Origin of the sequence: Paraburkholderia metrosideri, assembly GCF_904848625.1 — a bacterium.
Lineage (GTDB): Bacteria > Pseudomonadota > Gammaproteobacteria > Burkholderiales > Burkholderiaceae > Paraburkholderia > Paraburkholderia metrosideri.
Window position 1 is genome coordinate 416,143 of record NZ_CAJHCP010000001.1, and the last position, 20,535, is coordinate 436,677.

Annotated in this window: 17 protein-coding genes; 15 read left to right on the forward strand and 2 right to left on the reverse strand. The window is 63.2% G+C overall.

All coding sequences use genetic code 11. The features are described 5' to 3' along the window. The first annotated feature begins 31 nt into the window (after positions 1-31). The 9 genes from LMG28727_RS01820 to LMG28727_RS01860 all read left to right on the forward strand — a co-directional run bounded on the left by LMG28727_RS01820 (position 32) and on the right by LMG28727_RS01860 (position 10,164). A complete protein-coding gene (locus LMG28727_RS01820) occupies positions 32-772 on the forward strand; it encodes a 3-ketoacyl-ACP reductase (RefSeq protein ID WP_201640595.1) in 741 nt (246 codons plus the stop codon). Positions 773-905: 133 nt separating this feature from the next. Beyond that, on the forward strand, positions 906-1,523 hold the full coding sequence (phaR, locus tag LMG28727_RS01825) for a polyhydroxyalkanoate synthesis repressor PhaR (RefSeq protein ID WP_201640596.1): 618 nt from the start codon (positions 906-908) through the stop codon (positions 1,521-1,523). A 627-nt stretch (positions 1,524-2,150) separates the two neighbouring features. Continuing rightward, complete coding sequence (locus LMG28727_RS01830) at positions 2,151-3,173, forward strand: tRNA dihydrouridine synthase (RefSeq protein WP_201640597.1); 1,023 nt, start codon at positions 2,151-2,153, stop codon at positions 3,171-3,173. Positions 3,174-3,254: 81 nt separating this feature from the next. Next, positions 3,255-4,649 (forward strand): 30S ribosomal protein S12 methylthiotransferase RimO, encoded by a 1,395-nt coding sequence (gene rimO, locus LMG28727_RS01835; RefSeq protein ID WP_201640598.1) that lies wholly within the window; start codon positions 3,255-3,257, stop codon positions 4,647-4,649. A 3-nt stretch (positions 4,650-4,652) separates the two neighbouring features. Continuing rightward, the gene (locus tag LMG28727_RS01840; protein WP_201640599.1) at positions 4,653-5,603 is read left to right on the forward strand and encodes a sugar kinase; all 951 of its coding nucleotides are present in this window, start codon (positions 4,653-4,655) and stop codon (positions 5,601-5,603) included. Positions 5,604-5,698: 95 nt separating this feature from the next. Then, positions 5,699-6,883 (forward strand): beta-ketothiolase BktB, encoded by a 1,185-nt coding sequence (bktB, locus tag LMG28727_RS01845; RefSeq protein ID WP_201640600.1) that lies wholly within the window; start codon positions 5,699-5,701, stop codon positions 6,881-6,883. An 89-nt stretch (positions 6,884-6,972) separates the two neighbouring features. Continuing rightward, positions 6,973-7,677 (forward strand): hypothetical protein, encoded by a 705-nt coding sequence (locus LMG28727_RS01850; protein WP_201640601.1) that lies wholly within the window; start codon positions 6,973-6,975, stop codon positions 7,675-7,677. 156 nt (positions 7,678-7,833) lie between these two features. Next, positions 7,834-9,018 carry a cystathionine beta-lyase gene (locus LMG28727_RS01855; RefSeq protein ID WP_201640602.1) on the forward strand — a complete coding sequence of 395 codons (1,185 nt, stop codon included), beginning with the start codon at positions 7,834-7,836 and terminating at the stop codon, positions 9,016-9,018. A gap of 240 nt (positions 9,019-9,258) precedes the next feature. Further along, on the forward strand, positions 9,259-10,164 hold the full coding sequence (locus tag LMG28727_RS01860) for a cation diffusion facilitator family transporter (RefSeq protein ID WP_201640603.1): 906 nt from the start codon (positions 9,259-9,261) through the stop codon (positions 10,162-10,164). A gap of 45 nt (positions 10,165-10,209) precedes the next feature. Here the strand turns inward: LMG28727_RS01860 and serB are convergent, their stop codons facing one another. Beyond that, positions 10,210-11,049, reverse strand: a complete 840-nt coding sequence (gene serB, locus LMG28727_RS01865) for a phosphoserine phosphatase SerB (RefSeq protein WP_201640604.1) — start codon at positions 11,047-11,049, stop codon at positions 10,210-10,212. A 346-nt stretch (positions 11,050-11,395) separates the two neighbouring features. Between serB and LMG28727_RS01870 the strand changes: the two genes are divergently transcribed. From LMG28727_RS01870 to LMG28727_RS01885, 4 genes are all read left to right on the forward strand, one after another. Then, positions 11,396-12,631, forward strand: coding sequence for a cytochrome P450 (locus LMG28727_RS01870; protein WP_201640605.1), 1,236 nt, complete (start codon positions 11,396-11,398; stop codon positions 12,629-12,631). A gap of 147 nt (positions 12,632-12,778) precedes the next feature. Further along, the gene (gene ku / locus LMG28727_RS01875) at positions 12,779-13,795 is read left to right on the forward strand and encodes a non-homologous end joining protein Ku (protein ID WP_201640606.1); all 1,017 of its coding nucleotides are present in this window, start codon (positions 12,779-12,781) and stop codon (positions 13,793-13,795) included. Positions 13,796-13,870: 75 nt separating this feature from the next. Further along, positions 13,871-16,855 (forward strand): DNA ligase D, encoded by a 2,985-nt coding sequence (gene ligD / locus LMG28727_RS01880; RefSeq protein ID WP_201640607.1) that lies wholly within the window; start codon positions 13,871-13,873, stop codon positions 16,853-16,855. Positions 16,856-16,900: 45 nt separating this feature from the next. Further along, the gene (locus LMG28727_RS01885) at positions 16,901-17,251 is read left to right on the forward strand and encodes a hypothetical protein (protein ID WP_201640608.1); all 351 of its coding nucleotides are present in this window, start codon (positions 16,901-16,903) and stop codon (positions 17,249-17,251) included. Between the two features lie 139 nt (positions 17,252-17,390). Here LMG28727_RS01885 and LMG28727_RS01890 read toward each other — a convergent pair whose 3' ends face one another. Continuing rightward, complete coding sequence (locus LMG28727_RS01890; protein WP_201640609.1) at positions 17,391-18,344, reverse strand: LysR family transcriptional regulator; 954 nt, start codon at positions 18,342-18,344, stop codon at positions 17,391-17,393. A 180-nt stretch (positions 18,345-18,524) separates the two neighbouring features. Here LMG28727_RS01890 and LMG28727_RS01895 point away from each other — a divergent pair, with 180 nt between their 5' ends. Further along, entirely contained in the window at positions 18,525-19,541 is a 1,017-nt protein-coding gene (locus LMG28727_RS01895; protein WP_201640610.1) for a zinc-binding alcohol dehydrogenase family protein, read from the forward strand. A gap of 401 nt (positions 19,542-19,942) precedes the next feature. After that, entirely contained in the window at positions 19,943-20,515 is a 573-nt protein-coding gene (locus LMG28727_RS01900) for a DUF6013 family protein (RefSeq protein ID WP_201640611.1), read from the forward strand. The last annotated feature ends 20 nt before the right edge of the window (positions 20,516-20,535 follow it).

The following is a 20,535-nucleotide window of genomic DNA, read 5'->3' on the forward strand; positions in this document are numbered from 1 at the left end:
GCGCCTCGAAAACGATAACGGAGTGTAGTTTATGACACAGCGAATTGCGTATGTAACGGGCGGGATGGGTGGCATCGGCACGAGCATCTGCCAGCGGCTGCATAAAGAGGGCTTCAGGGTGATCGCCGGTTGCGGTCCGAACTCGCCGCGTCGCGTGAAGTGGCTCGAAGAGCAGAAGGCGCTCGGTTTCGATTTCGTCGCATCCGAAGGTAACGTCGGTGATTGGGAGTCAACCAAGGCCGCGTTCGACAAGGTCAAGGCCGAAGTCGGCGAAATCGACGTGCTGGTCAACAATGCCGGCATTACGCGCGACGTCGTGTTCCGCAAGATGACGCACGAAGACTGGACGGCGGTGATCGACACCAACCTGACCAGCCTCTTCAACGTCACCAAGCAGGTGATCGACGGTATGGTTGAGCGTGGCTTTGGCCGTGTCATCAACATTTCGTCGGTGAATGGGCAGAAGGGTCAATTTGGCCAGACCAACTACTCGACGGCGAAGGCCGGCATTCACGGCTTCACGATGTCGCTCGCGCAGGAAGTGGCCACCAAGGGCGTGACGGTCAATACGGTGTCGCCGGGCTACATCGGCACTGACATGGTCAAGTCGATCCGTCCGGATGTGCTGGAAAAGATTGTGGCGACGATTCCGGTGCGCCGTCTGGGTCAACCGGACGAAATCGGTTCGATCGTCGCGTGGCTCGCGTCGGACGAATCGGGGTTCTCGACGGGCGCTGATTTTTCGCTTAACGGCGGTTTGCATATGGGCTGAGTCACCGGCGCGCGGCTCACAAGGCAGCGCACCTCGGCTCAGATGGTTCCGGCGGCGTCCCTGCTGCGCAATAGCCCCGATTGCGCAACAGGCGGACGCCGTTCCGCGCTCAACTCGCGCTCAAAGGCGTTACATGACCACTACTACAAAGAAAACAGCCGAACGACTGATCAAGAAATATCCGAATCGTCGGCTCTACGATACCGAGACAAGCACGTACATCACGCTCACGGATGTGAAGCAACTCGTGCTCGATCAGGAGGATTTCAAGGTCATCGATGCGAAGAGCAACGAGGACCTGACGCGCGCCATCCTGTTGCAGATCATTCTCGAAGAAGAGAGCGGCGGCTTGCCGATGTTCTCGTCGTCGATGCTGTCGCAGATCATCCGTTTCTACGGTCATGCGATGCAGGGCATGATGGGTACGTACCTGGAAAAGAACATTCAGGCCTTCATCGACATTCAGGCGAAACTCGCCGATCAGTCGAAGAATCTGTACGAAGGCAAGGCGATGAATCCGGAAGTCTGGTCGCAATTCATGAACATGCAGGCGCCGATGATGCAGGGCATGATGACCAGCTATATCGAGCAGTCGAAGAACATGTTCGTGCAGATGCAGGAGCAGATGCAGAACCAGGCGAAGTCGATGTTCGCCACGTTCCCGTTCACGCCTGGCGGCGCGGTGAATCCGGCCGGCGCGGGCAGTGTGCCAGGTACGCCGCAGGCGAATCCGGAACCAGAGAAGAAGTAAAGCGGCTGGCGCGCGCGGTTCATGTTGACGGGGGCTGTAGCGCGCTGCGGAACGTTCCGCGGCCCCTTTAACGGCTGGCAAAAATTATCCCGGGCTGGGTTGTCGAGCGGGGCTCGATCAGCACGATGCGGGGGTGCGCGCGGAGCGTTGTGAATTCGGGCGCCTGACCTAGGCCCAAGCCCAGCCCAGCCCAGCCCAGCCCAGCCCAGCCCAGCCCAGCCCAGCCCAGCCCAGCCCAGCCCAGCCCAAGCCCAAGCCCAAGCCCGGCCTCAGCGGCTGTTTGCCCGGGCTTCCAAAGCTTCGCGCCGCGGTGGGCAACTGTAACTGCACTGCACTGCACCGCACTGCCTTGCCGAAAACGCGGCACGCCAGCGTGCACTAGCTGGCACGGTACAATCGTGGCCTAACGAGGAGCGAAATGCCTCCCCGCGGGCTCCAGTTTCCATGACTTGTGAAACCGCGCTGCCCCCGCCACGTCGTTCCCTCAATTTTCACCATCGCCACCGCGACACGCTGGACTCCCTTGCACGTCTCAAACCTCTTTCGCCATTGCACCGGCGCTTTCCATCGTGAAGGCCGGATCGGCCCATCCCCGGTGAGCGGCGCAACGTCCGACGGGACGCCCGTATGAGCCGGCTGTTTCTCGCCCCGATGGAAGGGCTCGCAGATTACATATTGCGCGACGTGCTGACCCGCACGGGTGGATTCGATGGTTGCGTGTCCGAGTTCATCCGCGTGACGGGTTCGCGGCTTCCCGCGCGCGTCTACGAGCGGGAAGCGCCCGAGGTGCTGCATGGAAGCCGTACCGCTGCCGGCACGCCGATGGTGATCCAGTTGCTGGGCAGCGATCCCGACTGGATGGCCCGCAATGCGGCCCACGCGGCGCGCCTGTCACCGTATGGAATCGACCTGAACTTCGGCTGTCCGGCCAAGGTCGTCAATCAGCACGGCGGAGGGGCCATGCTGCTGGCAGAGCCCCGGCAACTGAACCGGATTGTCTCGGCGGTGCGGGCGGCGGTGCCCGCGCATATCGCCGTGACGGCGAAGATGCGCCTTGGCGTGTCGGATACGTCGCTCGCCCTGGATTGCGCGGTGGCGTTGGCCGAGGGCGGCGCGGCGTCGATTGTCGTCCATGCCCGAACCCGCGATCACGGCTACCGTCCGCCGGCGCACTGGGAGTGGATCGCGCGGATCGACGCCGCGGTCGACGTGCCGGTCATCGCGAACGGCGAAGTGTGGACCGTGGCGGACTGGCAGCAATGCCGGGCCGTCAGCGGTTGCGCAGATGTGATGCTCGGCCGGGGCGCGGTCTCGGACCCTTTTCTGGCGTTGCGCATACGCGGCCTGAAGGAGCCAATTCCGTCCAGCGAAGACTGGCGCGTGGTGCTCCATGACATCGCAGGCTATTTGAAAAAATTGCAGACGCTTGGGGTCGCCCGTCATGAGCATGGGCGCGTCAAGAAGTGGCTCAGCTATCTGCAACGGACCTGGCCGCAGGCGGCCGAACTGCATGGGGCGATCCGCCGGGTGCAGGATTCATACGAAATTCTGCGCGTCATCGAGCAAGCGCTGGAATCCAGCGGACCGTGCTCACGTCGTGAAACCGGGCTCGCGGAGCCGCTCGATCTCGCCGACGCCGTCGCCAGTTGAAGGCGAAAATTCAAAGACTTACGAGCGGTCGCCCTGGCGAACCGCTACAATTCAAGGTTTAACGCATTCAAGCGGTTCCTCATGTCCACCCCCACGATTACCCCGACCGCCGCACCTGCGGCCGCGCCTAAAGTCGGCTTTGTTTCCCTCGGCTGCCCGAAAGCATTAGTCGATTCCGAGCAGATCATTACCCAGCTTCGCGCCGAAGGTTACGAAATCTCCGGCACCTACGACGGCGCGGACCTCGTGGTCGTCAATACCTGCGGCTTCATCGACGAAGCGGTGCAGGAAAGCCTCGACGCAATCGGCGAAGCACTCAACGAAAACGGCAAGGTGATCGTCACCGGCTGCCTGGGCGCGAAGAAGAGCGGCAGCGGTTCGGGACTGATCCAGGAAGTGCATCCGAAGGTGCTGGCCGTGACCGGCCCACACGCGGTCGGCGAAGTGATGCAGCACGTGCACACCCATCTGCCGAAACCGCACGACCCGTTCATCGACCTGGTGCCCGCTGCCGGCGTGAAGCTCACGCCGCGTCACTACGCGTACCTGAAGATTTCCGAAGGCTGCAACCACCGCTGCACGTTCTGCATCATCCCGTCGATGCGCGGCGACCTCGTGTCGCGCCCGGTCGCCGAAGTGATGCTCGAAGCGGAGAACCTGTTCAAGTCCGGCGTCAAGGAACTGCTCGTCATTTCGCAGGACACGAGCGCATACGGTGTCGACGTCAAATACCGCACCGGCTTCTGGAACGGCAAGCCGATCAAGACGCGCATGACCGATCTGGTTGGCGCGCTCGGCGAACTCGCCGCGCAATACGGCGCGTGGGTGCGTCTGCACTACGTGTATCCGTACCCGAGCGTCGACGAAGTGATTCCGATGATGGCCGAAGGTCCGTACAAGGGCCACGTGCTGCCGTACCTCGACGTGCCATTCCAGCATGCGCATCCCGAAGTGCTGAAGCGCATGAAGCGCCCGGCCAATGCCGAAAAGGTGATGGAACGCGTGAAAGCGTGGCGCGAGATGTGCCCGGATTTGACGATTCGCAGCACGTTCATCGCCGGTTTCCCGGGTGAGACCGAAGAGCAGTTCCAGACGCTGCTCGACTTCATCCGCGAGGCGGAACTGGATCGGGTCGGCTGCTTTGCGTACTCGCCGGTCGAGGGTGCGACGGCCAACGAACTCGACGGCGCGCTGCCCGACGAAGTGCGCGAAGAGCGTCGTGCGCGCTTCATGCAAGTGGCCGAAGAAGTGTCGGCGAAACGGATTGCGAAGAAGGTCGGCAAGACGCTGAAGGTGCTGGTCGACGAGATCAATGCCGACGGCGGCATTGGCCGTACCGCGGCAGACGCGCCGGAGATCGACGGCGTCGTGTATATCGCGCCGTCCACGAAGGCGTCCAAGCGCTACAAGGTCGGCGATTTCGTGTCGGTGAAAATCACTGGCGCCGACGGCCACGACCTGTGGGGCGAGGTCTAAGCAATGACGGTGAGCATGACGCCCACGCAGCACACCCCAGTGCCGGAAATCCTCGCCCTCGGCGAGGCAATGATTGAATTCAACCAGTCGGCGAAAGACCAGCCGAACTATCTGCAGGGCTTCGGCGGCGATACGTCGAACTTCTGTATCGCGGCGGCACGGCAAGGCGCGAAGACCGGTTTCGTGTCGGCAGTCGGCGCGGACCATTTCGGGCGCCTGCTGGTCGATCTGTGGGAACGCGAACAGGTTGATACGTCGCTCGTGCGCGTCGATCCGCGCGCGCCCACGGGCGTTTATTTCGTGTCCCACGGTCCGAACGGCCATGCGTTCGACTATCTGCGCGCCGGCTCGGCGGCAAGCTGCTACGCACCGCACGATCTGCCGCGCGACGCGATTGCCGCAGCCAGGGTGATCCACCTGTCCGGGATCAGTCTCGCGATCAGCGTGAGCGCCTGCGACGCCGCGCTGGAAGCGATTGCGCACGCACGCGCGAATGGCGTGCGCGTGAGTTTCGACACCAATCTGCGGCTGAAGCTGTGGCCGTTGGCCCGTGCACGTGCCGTGATGCTCGAAGCGATCCGCCACACCGACATCTGCCTGCCAAGCTGGGACGACGTCACCGAACTCACCGGTTTGACTGGCCGTGACGACATCGTCGACTTCCTGCTGTCGCACGGTCCGCGCGTGGTCGCGCTGAAACTCGGCAAGGAAGGTTCGTATATCGCGACGCCGGACGAACGGCGCGTCGTGCCCGGGCACGTCGTCAATGCGATCGATGCCACCGGCGCGGGCGACTGCTTCGGCGGCGCATTTATCGCGCGGATCGTCGCGGGAGACGATCCTTTTGCGGCGGCGCGTTACGCGAACGTCGCGGCGGCACTGTCCACGCAAGGTTATGGCGCGGTCGCGCCGATTCCGTCGCGCGAGACGGTGCAACGCTTACTGGCAGACTGAAGGCCGCGGCCGAGCGCCACGCGGCGCTGTTGTGATGCGCGGCCTGCGGGCCGCCCAGGCAAGATCATCCTGAGAGACTCAAAGAGGAGCGAGCGATGCAACGAGACGTAGTGGTAGTCAGCGGGGTGCGTACGGCAATCGGTGGTTTCGGTGGCAGTCTGAAAGATTTTCCGCCGACCGATCTCGGCGCACGCGTGGTGCGTGAAGCGTTGGCGCGCGCCAGCGTATCGGGCGACGAAGTCGGTCACGTGGTGTTCGGCAATGTCGTGCATACCGAACCGAAAGACATGTATCTCGCGCGCGTCGCCGCGATCAACGGCGGCGTTGCGCAGCATACCCCCGCGTTGACCGTGAACCGTTTGTGCGGATCGGGCCTGCAGGCAATCATCTCGGCCGCACAAAGCGTGCTGCTCGGCGACGCCGACATCGCAATCGGCGGCGGCGCGGAAAACATGAGCCGCGCCCCTTACTCGATGCCCGCCGCACGCTTCGGCCAGCGCATGGGCGACGCACGCCTCGTCGACATGATGGTCGGCGCGCTGAACGACCCGTTCCAGTCGATCCACATGGGCGTGACCGCTGAAAACGTCGCGCGCAAATACGACATTTCGCGCGAAGCACAAGACGCGCTCGCGCTCGAATCGCATCGCCGTGCGGCCCACGCGATCACCAGTGGCTACTTCAAGGAACAGATCCTGCCGATCACGATCCCGTCGAAGAAAGGCGACGTCGTGTTCGATACCGACGAACACACGCGGATGAGCGCGTCGGCGGAAGATTTTTCGAAGCTCAAACCTGTGTTCGCGAAAGAAAACGGCACGGTGACGGCCGGCAATGCGTCGGGTATCAACGACGCGGCAGCGGCCGTCGTGCTGATGGAGCGCAGCGTCGCCGAACAGCGCGGCATCCGGCCGTTGGCGCGGCTGGTGTCGTACGCGCACGCGGGCGTCGATCCGGCGTACATGGGCATCGGTCCGGTACCGGCGTCGCGCAAGGCGCTCGAGCGTGCGGGCCTGACGGTCGCCGACCTCGACGTGATCGAGGCGAACGAGGCGTTTGCCGCGCAGGCTTGCGCGGTCAGCAAGGAGCTGGGTTTCGATCCGGCGAAGGTCAATCCGAACGGCTCGGGCATTTCGCTCGGTCACCCGATCGGCGCGACCGGTGCGGTGATTACCGTCAAGGCGTTGTATGAATTGCAGCGCGTCGGCGGCCGCTATGCGCTCGTGACGATGTGTATCGGCGGCGGGCAGGGCATTGCGGCGGTTTTCGAGCGGATCTGACGCGGGCGGCAACGTGTATCGAGCGGTGCTGGCCAGTATCGGACTGGTACCGGGCGGTACCGCGCAGTATCAGCAGGAGGAACAAACGGATGCAGGAATCGAAAGCGGTGAAGGGTTCGGTGCGCGACGCGCTCAAAGGCACAATGCGGCGGCGCAGTTGGGCGGTGGCCGGCGTGGCCGCATTGCTGTGCGCGGGTGCTGGCGTGTTGATGCCCACGCAAGTCTGGGCCGAAAGCGATGCGGTCAAGGAACTGGCGGCGCCTCCGCCGATCCAGTTGCCGCTCAAGCCGAGCCCCGAGTTCGCGAAATTCCCGCGCTATGCGGGCATGCTGGGTTCGCGTCAGATCGTGCTGCGACTCGGCGCGAAAACCGACGATCCGTCCGGCGTGCACGGCGAGTACCAGTACACGGACACCGGCGAAGTGATCCTGATCGCGGGCGATCGCGGCGACGATACGCTCGAAGTCGAGGAATCGAATGACGGCACGCATATCACCGGCAACTGGGTCGGCAAGTTCGCGGCAGACGGCTCGGTCTCGGGCGACCGGATGAATGTCGACGATTCCGATCCGCAGCCGTTCGATCTGAAGCCGCTGGCCGCAGGCCAGCCGATTCCGGCGCCGGGCGCGCCCGCTGCGGCGCATACGGCGCCTGACGCAGCACCAGACGCAGCTCCCGCTCCCGCGGCGGCTCCGCAAGCGGGCGGCAACGCAGCAGCACCGGCTTCGCCCGCGCCGGGGGCTCCGAGTGGCCACGCAGTCGGCGGCGTCAGCAATCTGCAAACCGGCGACTGAAGCCGGGCAAAAGCTGCGCGTGGACCCGCGCTGGGCTCGCACGCCGCTTCCCTGTCAGGCGAAATCCCGCCAACTCGTCTACTCTTTCCGAGGCGGCACGCGTCCCGACGCCGTCCGTCCACCGTTTTTGTCCGCCTTTCTTCATCGAATCTCACCATGACCCAATCCAAACTCAAACGCGGTCTGCAAACCCGCATCGTGCGCGCCGAAGACCAGATCACACCGGGCTTCGAGTCGTTCTCGACGCCGGTCACGCGAGCCTCGACGGTCGTGTTCCCGGATCTCGCCGCCATGCGCGCGCTCGACTGGAAAAACGACGCGCAGTGGCGCTACGGCCTGCACGCGACGCCGACCTCGCTGGCACTCGCGCAGCGTCTGGCCGCCATCGAGGGGGGCAATCATGCGTTGTTGCAGCCGTCGGGTTTGTCGTCGATTTCGAACGTGTATTTCGGTCTCGTCAAAGCGGGCGACGACGTGCTGATTCCCGATAACGTCTACTCGCCGAATCGCGATCACGGCGACTGGCTGGCGCGCGATTTCGGCGTCACGGTGCGTTATTACGATCCGATGATCGGCGCGGGCATCGCCGATCTGATCCAGCCGAACACGCGCCTGATCTGGATCGAAGCACCGGGTTCGGTGACGATGGAAGTGGCCGATGTACCGGCCATCACCGCAGCGGCCCGCGTGCGCAACGTGATCACGGCGATCGACAACACCTGGTCCGCGGGTCTCGCGTTCCGTCCGTTCGATCATGGCGTCGACATTTCGGTGCAGGCGCTGACCAAGTACCAGTCGGGCGGCGGCGACGTGCTGATGGGTGCGACGATTACCGTCGACCGCGAATTGCACGTGAAGCTGAAGGCGGCGCGCATGCGCATGGGAATCGGTGTTTCATCGGATGACTGCTCGCTGATCCTGCGCAGCCTGCCGAGCATGCAGTTGCGCTTCGAGCAGCACGACCGCGCGGCATTGAGCCTCGCGCAGTGGTTGAAAACGCGTCCGGAAATCGCGGCGGTTTTGCATCCGGCCATTGCCGACTGTCCCGGCCACGAATTCTTCAAGCGCGATTTTACGGGCGCGGGCGGGCTGTTTTCGGTGGTGTTCGACGGCCGTTACAGTGCGGCGCAGATCGATACGTTCTGCGAGTCGCTCGAACTCTTTTCGATTGGCTGGAGCTGGGGCGGCGCGCAAAGTCTCGTCATGCCGTACGACGTCGCGTCGATGCGTACCGCAGGCGAGTGGCCGCATCAGGGCACGTTGGTGCGCTTCTATATCGGCCTTGAATCCGAAGCCGATTTGCGCGCGGATATCGAGCAATGTCTCGCGGCGCTGGTCTGAGCGCGATGAAATAAGGTGCGCAAGCACCTGGGCATTGCAGGCGTGAATCAACCCATCGGGGTATACCTGGTGGGTTTTTTTACGTATGGCGCATAGCCAGCATGCCTAACGATCTTGCCCGCAGGCCCAGCAAGCCGCAGCCAGACCACGACACCGCGCTGAGAGCCTCCAGCTGCCGATATACTGCGACGGTCATGCCTTCCTCCCTGCACCCTTGAACATTCAACGAGGAGCTGGATCATGTCGGCCACCGAGCTCGAGCAGCGAACCCTCAGGCGATCATTCTTTTGCACGTTGCTGATTGCGGGCGTGGGCATTGTGGTGGGCGTCGTCAGTGGTTCGCTGTCGATTATTTTCGACGGCATGTTCTCCGCGCTCGATGCCGCGATGTGCAGCCTGTCACTGCTGGTGGCGCGCCTGCTGAGTCAGCCGGGCAGCAGACGCTTCCAGCACGGGTTCTGGCATATCGAGCCGCTGGTGCTGGTGTTCAACGGCAGCCTTCTGTCGCTGCTGTGTCTGTACGCGTTCATCAACGCGGTCAAAGGAATCATCGACGGCGGGCGGGAGCTCGAGTTCGGCATTGCGATGGTCTATGCCGTAGTGGTCAGCGTCTTCTGCTATTTCATGTACTTCCGGCAGCGCCGGCTTAACCGCGTCATCGAATCCGAGCTGATTGGCCTGGATACCAAGAGCTGGCTGATGTCGGCGTGCGTCAGTTCGGCGTTGCTGATAGCGTTTTCTATCGCATGGATACTGGAGCACACCCGCTACAGTCATTTGACGTGGTATGTCGACCCAGGTGTGCTGGCCGTGCTGACACTGGTGCTGATACCGATGCCGATCGGCACGGTGATCGGAGCCGTGAAGGAAGTGTTGCTGATGACGCCGGACAGTCTCGACGTCACCGTGCGCGAACTGATGCACAGCCTGACTGCCGAGTATGGCTTCGTGTCGTACTCGCATTACGCCACGCGCGTGGGGCGGGGGCTTTTCGTCGAAGTACACATCGTGTTGCCCGACGCGATGGAGCATGTGGGCATTCGCCAGCTCGACCTGATTCGCGACAAGATATCTCGCGCGATTGGCGAGTCGGGCCCGGATCGCTGGCTGACCGTGGCTTTTACGCGGGACCCGCGCTGGTTGTAGTTCGTGGTGACCGCAACCAGCGCGTCCGGAATGCAACGGCTGTGATCAGAACAACCGCAGCAAGCCGTCCAGTCCAACATGATTGAACGCCACGCTCGCGGCTTGCCGCACCACGGGTTTCGCGCGGAAAGCAACCGATAGCCCGGCTTCGGCCATCATCTTCAGATCGTTTGAACCGTCGCCCATCGCAATGGCGCGCGTCGGTTCAATGCCCAGCTTCGCACAGGTCTCGCGCAGCGTGCGGGCTTTCACCTCGGCATTGACGATTTCACCGATCACTTGACCGGTCAGTTTTCCGCCGACGATCTCGAGGGTGTTCGCGTTCGTGAAATCGAGGCCCAGCCGTGCCTTGAGTTTTTCGGTGAAGAACGTGAATCCGCCCGATACCAGCAAGGTTTTCAATCCCGCCTGCTTCGCGCCTGCGAGCATCCGCTCCGCGCCTGGCGACAGTTGCAGCCGCTCTTCATACACACGTTCGAGCGCGCTCGCGTCGAGACCTTTGAGCAGCGCGACGCGGCGCGTCAGGCTTTCGTTGAAGTCCTTGATCTCGCCGCGCATCGACGCTTCGGTGATCGCGGCCACTTCTGCCTTGAGGCCGCAGAAGTCGGCGATTTCGTCGATACATTCGATCGTGATCAACGTCGAATCCATATCCATTGCAACCAGCCCGAAGTCGTGCAACTGGCGGCCCGCTTCGACAAACGCGTAGTCCAGTTGATGGGTGCCGCAATACACGTCGAGGTCGGCGCGCTGATCGACGCTGGCATCGGCGATACGAAGTGCGTTCGCGTCGATGGCCGTGGCGTGCGAGCCGCGTGCGAGCGCGACGAGCGTCTTGTGGTGATCGGCGGAAAGAGGCGCGGAGCTTTGAATGACGAGGTTCATGGACGACGCAGGGAAGCAGGAAAGTAGGGAAGCGCGGAAATCCCGCTATTGTATCGGTTCCCGCCGACCCGCCGACCCGCCGACCCGCCGATGCAGGTGGGCGCTCCTGCGCTTGCGGCGGGTGCAAGGGCCGTCCAGCCCATCGTGCAATCAGATTGCGAGCGGGTCATACTGGCGCATCGAACGACGCCTTGCAGCTCATGCACTGAGCTTGCCTCGAATCGCGCAGGGATCGCGCAGAGTCCGCGCGGTACCAGTAAGAGGCGAGCTCGAGCGACACCAGGCACACGCATGAAACGCTAACGCATTAGCCCTGCAATCAGGCGCACCACTACGGAGACACCGCATGACCCCGGCGACCGCCAGCGATGCAATTTCCCTCGTGCGCGGCTTCGATCTGCGCCACCTGAGCCCCGCTTTCTACGCCGATCCGTATCCGGTCTATCACGCGTTGCGTACCCACGAGCCCATCAGGCGGATGCCTGACGGTTCGCTTTTTCTGACCCGTTTTCGCGACGTGCAGGCGGTCTATCGCGATCCGAAGACGTTCAGTTCCGACAAGACCGTCGAGTTCAAGCCGAAGTACGGCGACTCGCCGCTCTATGCGCATCACACCACCAGTCTGGTTTTCAACGATCCGCCCCGGCACACGCGGGTGCGCAGGCTGATCGCCGGCGCGCTCACGGCGCGTGCGATTGCGGCAATGGAGCCGGGCCTGATAAGGCTCGTCGATGGGCTGCTCGATCAGGCTGCCGGGCGCGGTCAGATCGATCTGATCGGCGAGTTCGCGTCGGCGATTCCGGTCGAGATCATCGGCAATCTGCTGGACGTGCCGCATGCGGAGCGCGAGCCGTTGCGCGACTGGTCGCTCGCGATCCTCGGCGCGCTCGAACCGTCGCTGAACGCCGAGCAACTCGAACGAGGCAATCGCGCAGTGACCGGATTCGTCGACTATCTGCGCGATCTGGTCGCGCGGCGCCGGCGCGAGCCAAGGGATCCGCAGCATGACGTATTGACGCGGCTGATCGAAGGCGAGGCGGGCGGCGAACAATTATCCGAGGCGGAACTGCTGCAGAACTGCATCTTCATTCTGAACGCCGGCCATGAGACGACCACCAACCTGATCGGCAACGGCCTCGTCACGCTGACGCAGTGGCCGGATCAGCGGGCCGCGCTGGTGCGTGAGCCGTCGCTGATCGAAACGGCGGTCGAAGAGTGTTTGCGCTTTGAAAGTTCGAATCAACTGGGCAACCGGATGACAACCGTCGACACCGAGATTGGCGGCGTCCCGGTCGCGCGCGGGACGCCGGTTACGTTGTGCATCGGCGCGGCCAATCGCGACCCGGAGCAGTTCGCGGAGCCGGATCGTTTCGAGATTCGCCGCGATCCGAATCGGCATCTCGCGTTCGGTTTCGGCATTCACCAGTGCGCGGGTCTGTCGCTTGCGCGGCTGGAGGCGCGCGTGGCGATTGGGCGCTTCGTGCAGCGGTTTCCGGCCTATCGGCTCAACGGCACACCGACGCGCGGCGGGCGCGTGCGGTTTCGCGGGTTTGCGGCGGTGCCGGTGGAGGTGAACGGCTGAGCGTCCACTCCGCATCTTTTGCCAGGCTGACGCAAGACTTACAGGCTCGCCCTCAACACAAGCCGTCGCCCGTCACGCGCTGCGGCAGGCCGACCCGTGGCACGCAAGCTGCTTCACAACAGGTCTTAAGCTCACAGGAGCGTGACGATGCCACACATGATCTGGAAGGGCGCTATCAGCTTCGGCCTCGTTCACGTGCCGGTGCAGCTCTATCCGGCCACGCAGTCGGAGAAAGTCGGTTTCAATCTGCTGGACAAACGCACGATCGATCCGGTCGGCTACAAGCAGATCAACAAGCGAACCGGCAAGGATGTCACGCGCGAGAACATCGTGCGAGGTTTCGAGTACGAGAAGGACAAATACGTCGTGCTCTCCGATGACGAGATTCGCGCGGCGAATCCCGAGTCGACGCAAACGGTCGATATCCTCGCGTTCGTCGATGCCGCCGACATCTCGTTTCTCTATCTCGACACGCCGTACTTCCTGACGCCCGATCGCAAGGGTGAAAAGGTCTACGCGCTGCTGCGCGAAGCGATGAAGTCATCGGGCAAGATCGGGGTGGCGAGCGTCGTGCTGCACAACAAGCAGCATCTGGCCGCGCTGATTCCGCTGGGACCGGTGCTGGCGCTGAACACGCTGCGCTGGGCCGCCGAAGTGCGCGATCTCGATGAGTTCAAGCTGCCGCCCGATGGCACGAAATCCGCGGGCGTGTCCGCGCGCGAACTCGATATGGCGAAGAAGCTGATCGACGACATGAGCGACCCCTGGGACCCCTCGCAGTACCACGACACGTTTCGCGACGACATCATGGCGCTGGTCGATAAAAAGGTTCGTGCGGGCAAGACCGAGGAAATCACCGAGATCGAGACGCCCCATGAGTCGCGTCAATCCGCCGACATTCTCGACCTGTCCGATTTGCTCAAGCGCAGTCTCGGGCGCGGCAAGGGCAAGCCAGCGGCGGGTGGTCGAAAGCGGGCCTCCGCAGAGACCGAAGACGCCGCCGATGCGGACGACGACAGCGAAGCGCCTGCCCGCAAGAAGCCTCGTGCGGCCAAGGCGGCGAGTACGCCGCGTGGTCGTAGTGGCGGTAGCGGGGCCAGTGGCCGCGCATCGGTCAAAACGGCTGCGACGTCCACCGCGCGCAAGCGTCGGGCGGCGGCCTGAGCGCGGCACCCAATATGCTGGGCGTCCGGATGCGTGGCACGCGCGCTTTCACCCACTTTCGCCGACGTCATCGCCATGACCGACAGACTCGACCTCTATAACCGCAAGCGCCGCTTCGACGAGACGCCGGAGCCGTCGGGCACGAATGCGCGTCGCAAACGGGCGGGCCGCGCAGGCACAAAAACGACCGCGCACGACGTGCTGTCCTACGTGATCCAGGAGCACGATGCGCGGCGTCTGCATTACGACTTCCGGCTCGAATTGAACGGGACCTTGCTGTCGTGGGCCGTGCCGAAAGGGCCGAGCCTCGACCCTTCAGTGAAGCGGCTGGCCGTGCATGTCGAGGACCACCCGGTCGAGTACGGCACTTTCGAAGGCGAAATCCCGCCCGGCAATTACGGAGCGGGCAGTGTGATCGTGTGGGATCGCGGCACGTGGGAGCCCGTGGGTGGATCGGCGGAAGCGGCCCGCACTTACGCGGCGGGCAAGCTCAAATTCAGGCTTCACGGCGACAAGCTGCATGGCGGCTGGACGCTGGTGCGCAGTCATATGCGCGGCAGCGGCGACAAGGAGCAATGGCTGCTCATCAAGGAGCGCGATGACGACGCGCGTGACGAAGGCGAGTACGACATTCTGAAGGAGCGTCCGGGGAGCGTGCTCGGAGGCGCTGCGTCGTCGGCGGGCAAAGGGCGCAGCGGGGGCAGCGGGAGTGCCGACGAGGATGACGCTGCGAGCCGCGCCGGCAGTAAGCGGGCGGTTGGCAAAGCCGCGTCGAAGGCTGCGGCTGGCGCGATGCCGGAAGCGGGCGCGAACATCGCCACTAAACCCGCTAGCAAAGCCACAGCCCACAAGAAGGCCGCCGGCGCTTCGACTACCGCCTCGACGTCAGCCACGCTCCGCCGCCGCAGCACGGCGAAAGCGACCTCCTCAGGCGCCGGCCCCAGCAGACCCGATATCGTCGCGACGCGCACCACCGAATCGCTGCGCGAGCTAGCCGCATCGCCTGCCATTGAAGGAGCGGTCAAGGCACGCCTGCCCGCGACCTTCAAACCGCAACTGGCGACACTCGTCGACAGCGCGCCCGCCGGCGACGACTGGTCGTATGAAATCAAGTTCGACGGCTACCGGGTGCTCGCCCGCATCGATCGCGCGTCACAACGGGGTTCGAAGCACGCCACCACGCAGATATTCACGCGCGCCGGCAACGACTGGACCGCGAAGTTCAGCAAGCAGGTCAAGGCCCTCGATCATCTCGAACTGGACAGCGCATGGCTCGACGGCGAAGCCGTCGTACTCGACGACCACGACGTACCCAGTTTTCAGGCGCTGCAAAACGCGTTCGACGCAAACCGTCCCCAGGATATCGTCCTCTACCTGTTCGATATTCCCTATCTGAACGGCTACGACCTGCGCGGCGTGCCGCTCGAACAGCGCCGCGCGATCCTGCGCGCGCTGCTGGAAAACGTCGACGACAGCGTGCTGCGCTTTTCGAACGATTTCGACTTCAGCGCCGACGAATTGCTCAAGAGCGCCTGCGATATGGCGCTCGAGGGAATCATCGGCAAGCGGCGCGACAGCGGCTACCTGTGCGGACGCTCATCGTCGTGGATCAAGCTGAAGTGCCGCCGTCGGCAGGAGTTCGTGATCGGCGGATATTCGGAACCGTCGGGAAGCCGCACGGCGTTCGGCGCGTTGCTGCTCGGCGTCTACGACAGCAAAGGCCGCTTGAATTACGCCGGGCGCGTGGGCACGGGGTTCGACGCTGCACTCCTGCGCTCGGTCAAAAAGTCGCTCGATGCTCACGCGAGCAAACAGATGCCGTTTGCCGCCGCGCCGCGCGAGCGCAGCCGCACGCCAGTGCACTGGGTCGAACCGGTGCTCGTCGCCGAATGCAATTTTGCCGAATGGACCAGCGACGGCATTGTGCGTCAGGCGTCGTTCGTCAGCCTGCGCGACGACAAACCGGCGCGCCAGATCGTCAAGGAAGCACCCCGTCAAGGAGCCGACGTGCAACAGCAAACCGATACCTCGTCCGATGCCGCGCCAAAAAAACGCGCGCCGTCGAAGACTGCCGCGAGCAAGGCTTCACCCTCCGCAGCGTCCGCAAAAACAGCTGCTTCGACGACGCCTTCTGCCAAAACCTCCGCGACGAAGAAGTCCAACGCGACGGAGGAGGTTGCCGGTGTGCGCGTGTCGCATCCCGATCGTGTGATCGATAAAAGCACCGGCACGCACAAGATCGATCTGGTGCGCTACTACGAAGCGGTGGCCGACTGGATGCTGCCGCATCTGCAAGACCGGCCGGTGTCGCTGGTGCGGGCGCCGGAGGACATCGGCGGAGAACTGTTTTTTCAGAAGCATAGCCAGAAACTGTCGATTCCGAACGTCACCCAGCACCCCGGTCTCGACGCGGGCCACCCGCCGCTCATCACGATCGACGCGCTCAACGCACTGGTCGGCGCCGCGCAAATGGGCACCGTCGAATTCCACACATGGAATGCGCTGGCATCGAATCTCGAAAAGCCCGACCGGATGGTGTTCGATCTCGATCCCGACGCGTCGTTGGGTTGGGAGCGCATGATCGAAGCCGCGCAACTCACGCGCTCGCTGCTGGATGAACTCGGTCTCAAGTCGTTCTGCAAGACGAGCGGCGGCAAAGGGTTCCATCTGGTCGTGCCGCTCGCGAAACACGCGGGCTGGGACGAGGTGAAGGACTTTTCACAAGCCGTCGCGCAGCACATGGCGACCACGCTGCCAAAGTACTTCAGCGCGAAGATGGGCGCACAGAACCGCAAGCAGAAAATTTTCGTCGACTACCTGCGCAATAACCGTGGATCGAGCACCGTGGCCGCGTTTTCGGCGCGTGCGCGGCCGGGCCTGGGCGTGTCGGTACCGCTTGCGTGGGACGAGGTCGCCGCGACGACAGCGGGCGATCAATGGAACATCGAGAATCTGCACGAGCGCCTGGCCGGTCTTAAGCGCGATCCGTGGGCCGACTATGCGAAGACCCGTCAGCGCATCACTGCAGCGATGAAAAAACGTCTGGCCAAAGCGCAGTAAGCCGTGTCGAGCCGGCCTTATCCAACGGAAACCAAGGAGTGCATCATGAAGACCTCACCGCAATCATCGGATGGCGACCAGCACGCGGGCGAGCAGGGCAAGCGCGCTGGCGGCCAGGCTGAAAAGCAGGCTGACCCGCACGCGGCAAAGCAGCCTCGTTCGATGCAGGAAGCCGCCGCGCCGTTGCCGCACGAAACTGACCAGGATCCTGAGTCGCAACACGAGGACGGCCCGCGCCATGTCGGCAAACAGGCGCATCGGGACGTCGAGCGCGGGCTGAAGGATACCGACCGGCGCGGCGGTGACGAGTATCAGCAAAGCACGCAGAACGACGCGCATACGGACGTCAACTCGGATGGGAAGAAAGCGGGCGCGGCCGGGCATCGTCAGCATTGAGCGATGCGCAAGACGTGCTGCGATCGTGAATGAACGGGCGTGGCACGTCCTCGCGCATGCCGTGCTGTGCGGTGTGCGCTACCTGTTGCGTATTGCGTCAGGAAGCCGGTTCGGGGTGGCGTGCACTCTCACCTGATGCTCAGCGTGGCGCCCTATCCCAGTACGGTGGATCGCCGAAATGCGCGGCAAAAAACTCGATGAAGGCGAGCGTCTTGGGCGGCACGAACGCGCGGCTCGGATAGACCGCCCAGATCGCTACGTTATCCACGAGCGGATACGCATCGAGCACGCTGACCAGTTCGCCGCTACGCAGATACGGCGCGACATCCCACGTCGATTTCAGCGCAATGCCGAAGCCGGCAAGCAACGCGTCGCGGATCACCTCGCCGTTGTCGGTGACGAGCCGGCCGCTCACCCTGACCTCGAACGGTCCGGCTGGCGTCACGAATGCCCAGTCGCGCTGATCCGACAGAATCATGCATTCGTGCTGCGTCAAATCCGATGGATGATGAGGCGTGCCACGCGCGGCGAGATACGCAGGCGACGCACACAGTACGCGCCGGTTGACCGCGAGCCGTCGGGCGACCAGCGATGAATCCTTCAGCGCGCCGATCCGGATCGCCACATCGATGCCCGCATCGACGAGATCGACCAGTTGATCCGTCAGTCGTAGATCGACGCGCACGCCGGGATAGCGGCGCAGAAACTCGCTGATCATCGGAGACACATGCTGGCGTCCAAACGACGACGTCATCGACACCCGCAGGCGACCCTGCGGCTCGGCCTGGGCGCGGCCGACCGATGCGCGTGCGGCGGCCGCTGCGTCTAGCAGCGCCTCGGCGCGCGTCATGAAGACTTCACCGTCCTGCGTGAGGCTGATACGGCGGGTGGTCCGATGCAGCAATCGCGCGCCGAGCAGCTTTTCGAGCTGCGCGATCCGCGAACTCGCCACCGCTGCCGACAAACCGAATTCGCGTCCCGCCGCCGATACATTGGCCAGCAGCGCAGCGCGCACGAACAGCGCGACGTCGAGCAGGTCGAGCCGCTCCCGCTCGATGTACGACGACGGGGAAGTGACAGCAGTGCTAGCCATTATCTGGAAAATCCAAAAGATGTTTCAGCCATTATGGCGGTTTTGCGATAAGAAAAACTGTCTTACGATGACGTCCATGGATCGACGACGTCAGCCCGGGTTGCGGCGCAAAAAACGCCCGCCGGGATGCCGGATCGCCGATCTTCCCCTTATCCGAAACCCGAATGAACAGGAGTTGCCATGAAAGCCGTCGGTCTCTATCGCTATCTGCCTATTGATCAAGCTGAATCGCTGGTCGATCTGGACATCCCGAAACCCGAAGCCACCGGCCGCGATCTGCTGGTGAAGGTCGAAGCGATCTCGGTCAATCCGGTCGACACCAAGGTGCGCGCCCCGAAAGACACCGTTGAAAAGACGCCTCGCGTGCTGGGCTGGGACGCCGCTGGCACGGTCGCGGCGGTCGGGCCGGAGGTCACGTTGTTCAAGGTGGGCGATCCGGTGTTTTATGCAGGCAGCATCACGCGGCCGGGCGCGAACAGCGAGTTTCATCTGGTCGACGAACGGATTGCCGGGCGCAAGCCGGCATCGCTCGATTTCAGCCACGCGGCCGCGTTGCCGTTGACGGCGATCACCGCTTGGGAAGCGCTGTTCGACCGCCTGGGCGTGTCGCCGCAAGGTGCCGATGAAGGCCGCAGCGTGCTGATTTTTGGCGGCGCGGGCGGCGTGGGATCGATCGGCATCCAGCTCGCGAAGCAGTTGGCCAAGCTGAAGGTGATCGCCACCGCGTCACGTCCTGAATCGGCGAAATGGGCGAAGGAACTGGGCGCCGACCATATCGTCGATCACTTCGGCGATCTGCCCGCGCAGTTGAAACAGATCGGCATCGAGCAAGTGGACTACGTGCTGATTTTCAACGACACCGACCGGAATTTTCCGGCTGCGGCTGACGTGATCGCACCGCAGGGCAGCATTTGCTCGATCGTCGAGAACAGCAAGCCGGTGCCGGTCGAATTACTGAAGGCGAAAAGCGCCGGGTTTCATTGGGAATTCATGTTCACGCGCTCGATGTTCGGCACGCCCGACATGATCGAACAGCACAAGCTGCTGACCGAAGTCGCGCGTCTGATCGACGCCGGCACGCTGCGTACGACGCTCGGCGAGAACTTCGGCAAGATCAATGCGGAGAATCTGCGTCGCGCGCACCAGTTGCTCGAAGCAGGCCGCGCGATTGGCAAGGTGGTGTTGACGGGCTTCTGATTCGCTTTTTAGATTCTTTCGCTTATCGGGTATAGCCGGCGGCGCAGCAATGCGCGCCGGCTATACGCGTTTGAAGTTCATCAAATCGTGTTAGGCCGCGTCATGCGGTGGTGCGATGCAATGCATGCCGGCATCGTTTCAAAACATGCTGTTCACGCGCATCTGCCATCAGCCGCACGCACAGAAAACCCAATGCGCAAGCGGGTTAACACCCAAGCTCTCACCGCACACGAAGCGTGTCGCTTGGCGTTAGACTGGTAATGCATCATGCTAAAACAGTTGCGTGTCTCGTGGCCCAACTGGCCGGAGGCCGGTCCGTGATTCATCACCGGTTTCGTCAGGCGGTGCACAGGCAGTAGCGTCGATGCGGGCGCGCAGCGGCACAACAACGAGGTGACAGTATGAGCTCGAGCTTCAAACTCTCCGCCGTTTCCGTTGTTTCAGTGATTGCTTCTCTCGCCTGCGCATTCGCGCCCGGTGCGCTCGTCCAGGTCGCGCATGCGGCCACGCCGATCACGGTGACGTCGCAGGCCGCTCTCGACGGTCCAATCCGCTACACGGTTCGTGTCACGTCCAAACAGTTTGGCAATTCGCAGGAAACCCGCACGATCCGCTCCGGCGAGTCGGACGATTTCACGTGGAAGACCGTGCCGCCCGGTGGCCCGGTAGCGGGAACGGATGACTGTCCGAATTATTCGTCGCTGCCGGTCGACACTAACGGGGCGATGATCCGCCAGACGCAGATCCGTTTTGCGCCGGTTGTCGCCAATGACGGCACGGCCACTGTGCAGATGAGCTTCCAGGCACAAACGCCGCACGGTGTGAAGACCGTGACGAACGCCGGGAAGACGCTCAAATGTCCCAACGACGTGACCGTCAGTCAGATTCTGCGCTTTACGATGCCGGTCAATGGCAGCACGAAAACGCTGACGCTCAATGACGGTACCGAGGTGGCGATCAGCGCGAAGCGTTGACGTTGACGTCGACAGCGGCA

Excerpts from the sequence above, each read along its gene's own strand:
- bktB (WP_201640600.1), top strand. The coding sequence starts at position 5,699 with ATGCAACGAGACGTAGTGGTAGTCAGCGGGGTGCGTACGGCAATCGGT.
- ku (WP_201640606.1), top strand. The coding sequence starts at position 12,779 with ATGCCACACATGATCTGGAAGGGCGCTATCAGCTTCGGCCTCGTTCAC.
- LMG28727_RS01870 (WP_201640605.1), top strand. The coding sequence starts at position 11,396 with ATGACCCCGGCGACCGCCAGCGATGCAATTTCCCTCGTGCGCGGCTTC.
- LMG28727_RS01890 (WP_201640609.1), bottom strand. The coding sequence starts at position 18,344 with ATGGCTAGCACTGCTGTCACTTCCCCGTCGTCGTACATCGAGCGGGAG.
- LMG28727_RS01855 (WP_201640602.1), top strand. The coding sequence starts at position 7,834 with ATGACCCAATCCAAACTCAAACGCGGTCTGCAAACCCGCATCGTGCGC.
- LMG28727_RS01885 (WP_201640608.1), top strand. The coding sequence starts at position 16,901 with ATGAAGACCTCACCGCAATCATCGGATGGCGACCAGCACGCGGGCGAG.
- serB (WP_201640604.1), bottom strand. The coding sequence starts at position 11,049 with ATGAACCTCGTCATTCAAAGCTCCGCGCCTCTTTCCGCCGATCACCAC.
- LMG28727_RS01840 (WP_201640599.1), top strand. The coding sequence starts at position 4,653 with ATGACGGTGAGCATGACGCCCACGCAGCACACCCCAGTGCCGGAAATC.
- ligD (WP_201640607.1), top strand. The coding sequence starts at position 13,871 with ATGACCGACAGACTCGACCTCTATAACCGCAAGCGCCGCTTCGACGAG.
- LMG28727_RS01860 (WP_201640603.1), top strand. The coding sequence starts at position 9,259 with ATGTCGGCCACCGAGCTCGAGCAGCGAACCCTCAGGCGATCATTCTTT.
- LMG28727_RS01900 (WP_201640611.1), top strand. The coding sequence starts at position 19,943 with ATGAGCTCGAGCTTCAAACTCTCCGCCGTTTCCGTTGTTTCAGTGATT.
- LMG28727_RS01850 (WP_201640601.1), top strand. The coding sequence starts at position 6,973 with ATGCAGGAATCGAAAGCGGTGAAGGGTTCGGTGCGCGACGCGCTCAAA.
- phaR (WP_201640596.1), top strand. The coding sequence starts at position 906 with ATGACCACTACTACAAAGAAAACAGCCGAACGACTGATCAAGAAATAT.
- LMG28727_RS01820 (WP_201640595.1), top strand. The coding sequence starts at position 32 with ATGACACAGCGAATTGCGTATGTAACGGGCGGGATGGGTGGCATCGGC.
- LMG28727_RS01830 (WP_201640597.1), top strand. The coding sequence starts at position 2,151 with ATGAGCCGGCTGTTTCTCGCCCCGATGGAAGGGCTCGCAGATTACATA.
- LMG28727_RS01895 (WP_201640610.1), top strand. The coding sequence starts at position 18,525 with ATGAAAGCCGTCGGTCTCTATCGCTATCTGCCTATTGATCAAGCTGAA.
- rimO (WP_201640598.1), top strand. The coding sequence starts at position 3,255 with ATGTCCACCCCCACGATTACCCCGACCGCCGCACCTGCGGCCGCGCCT.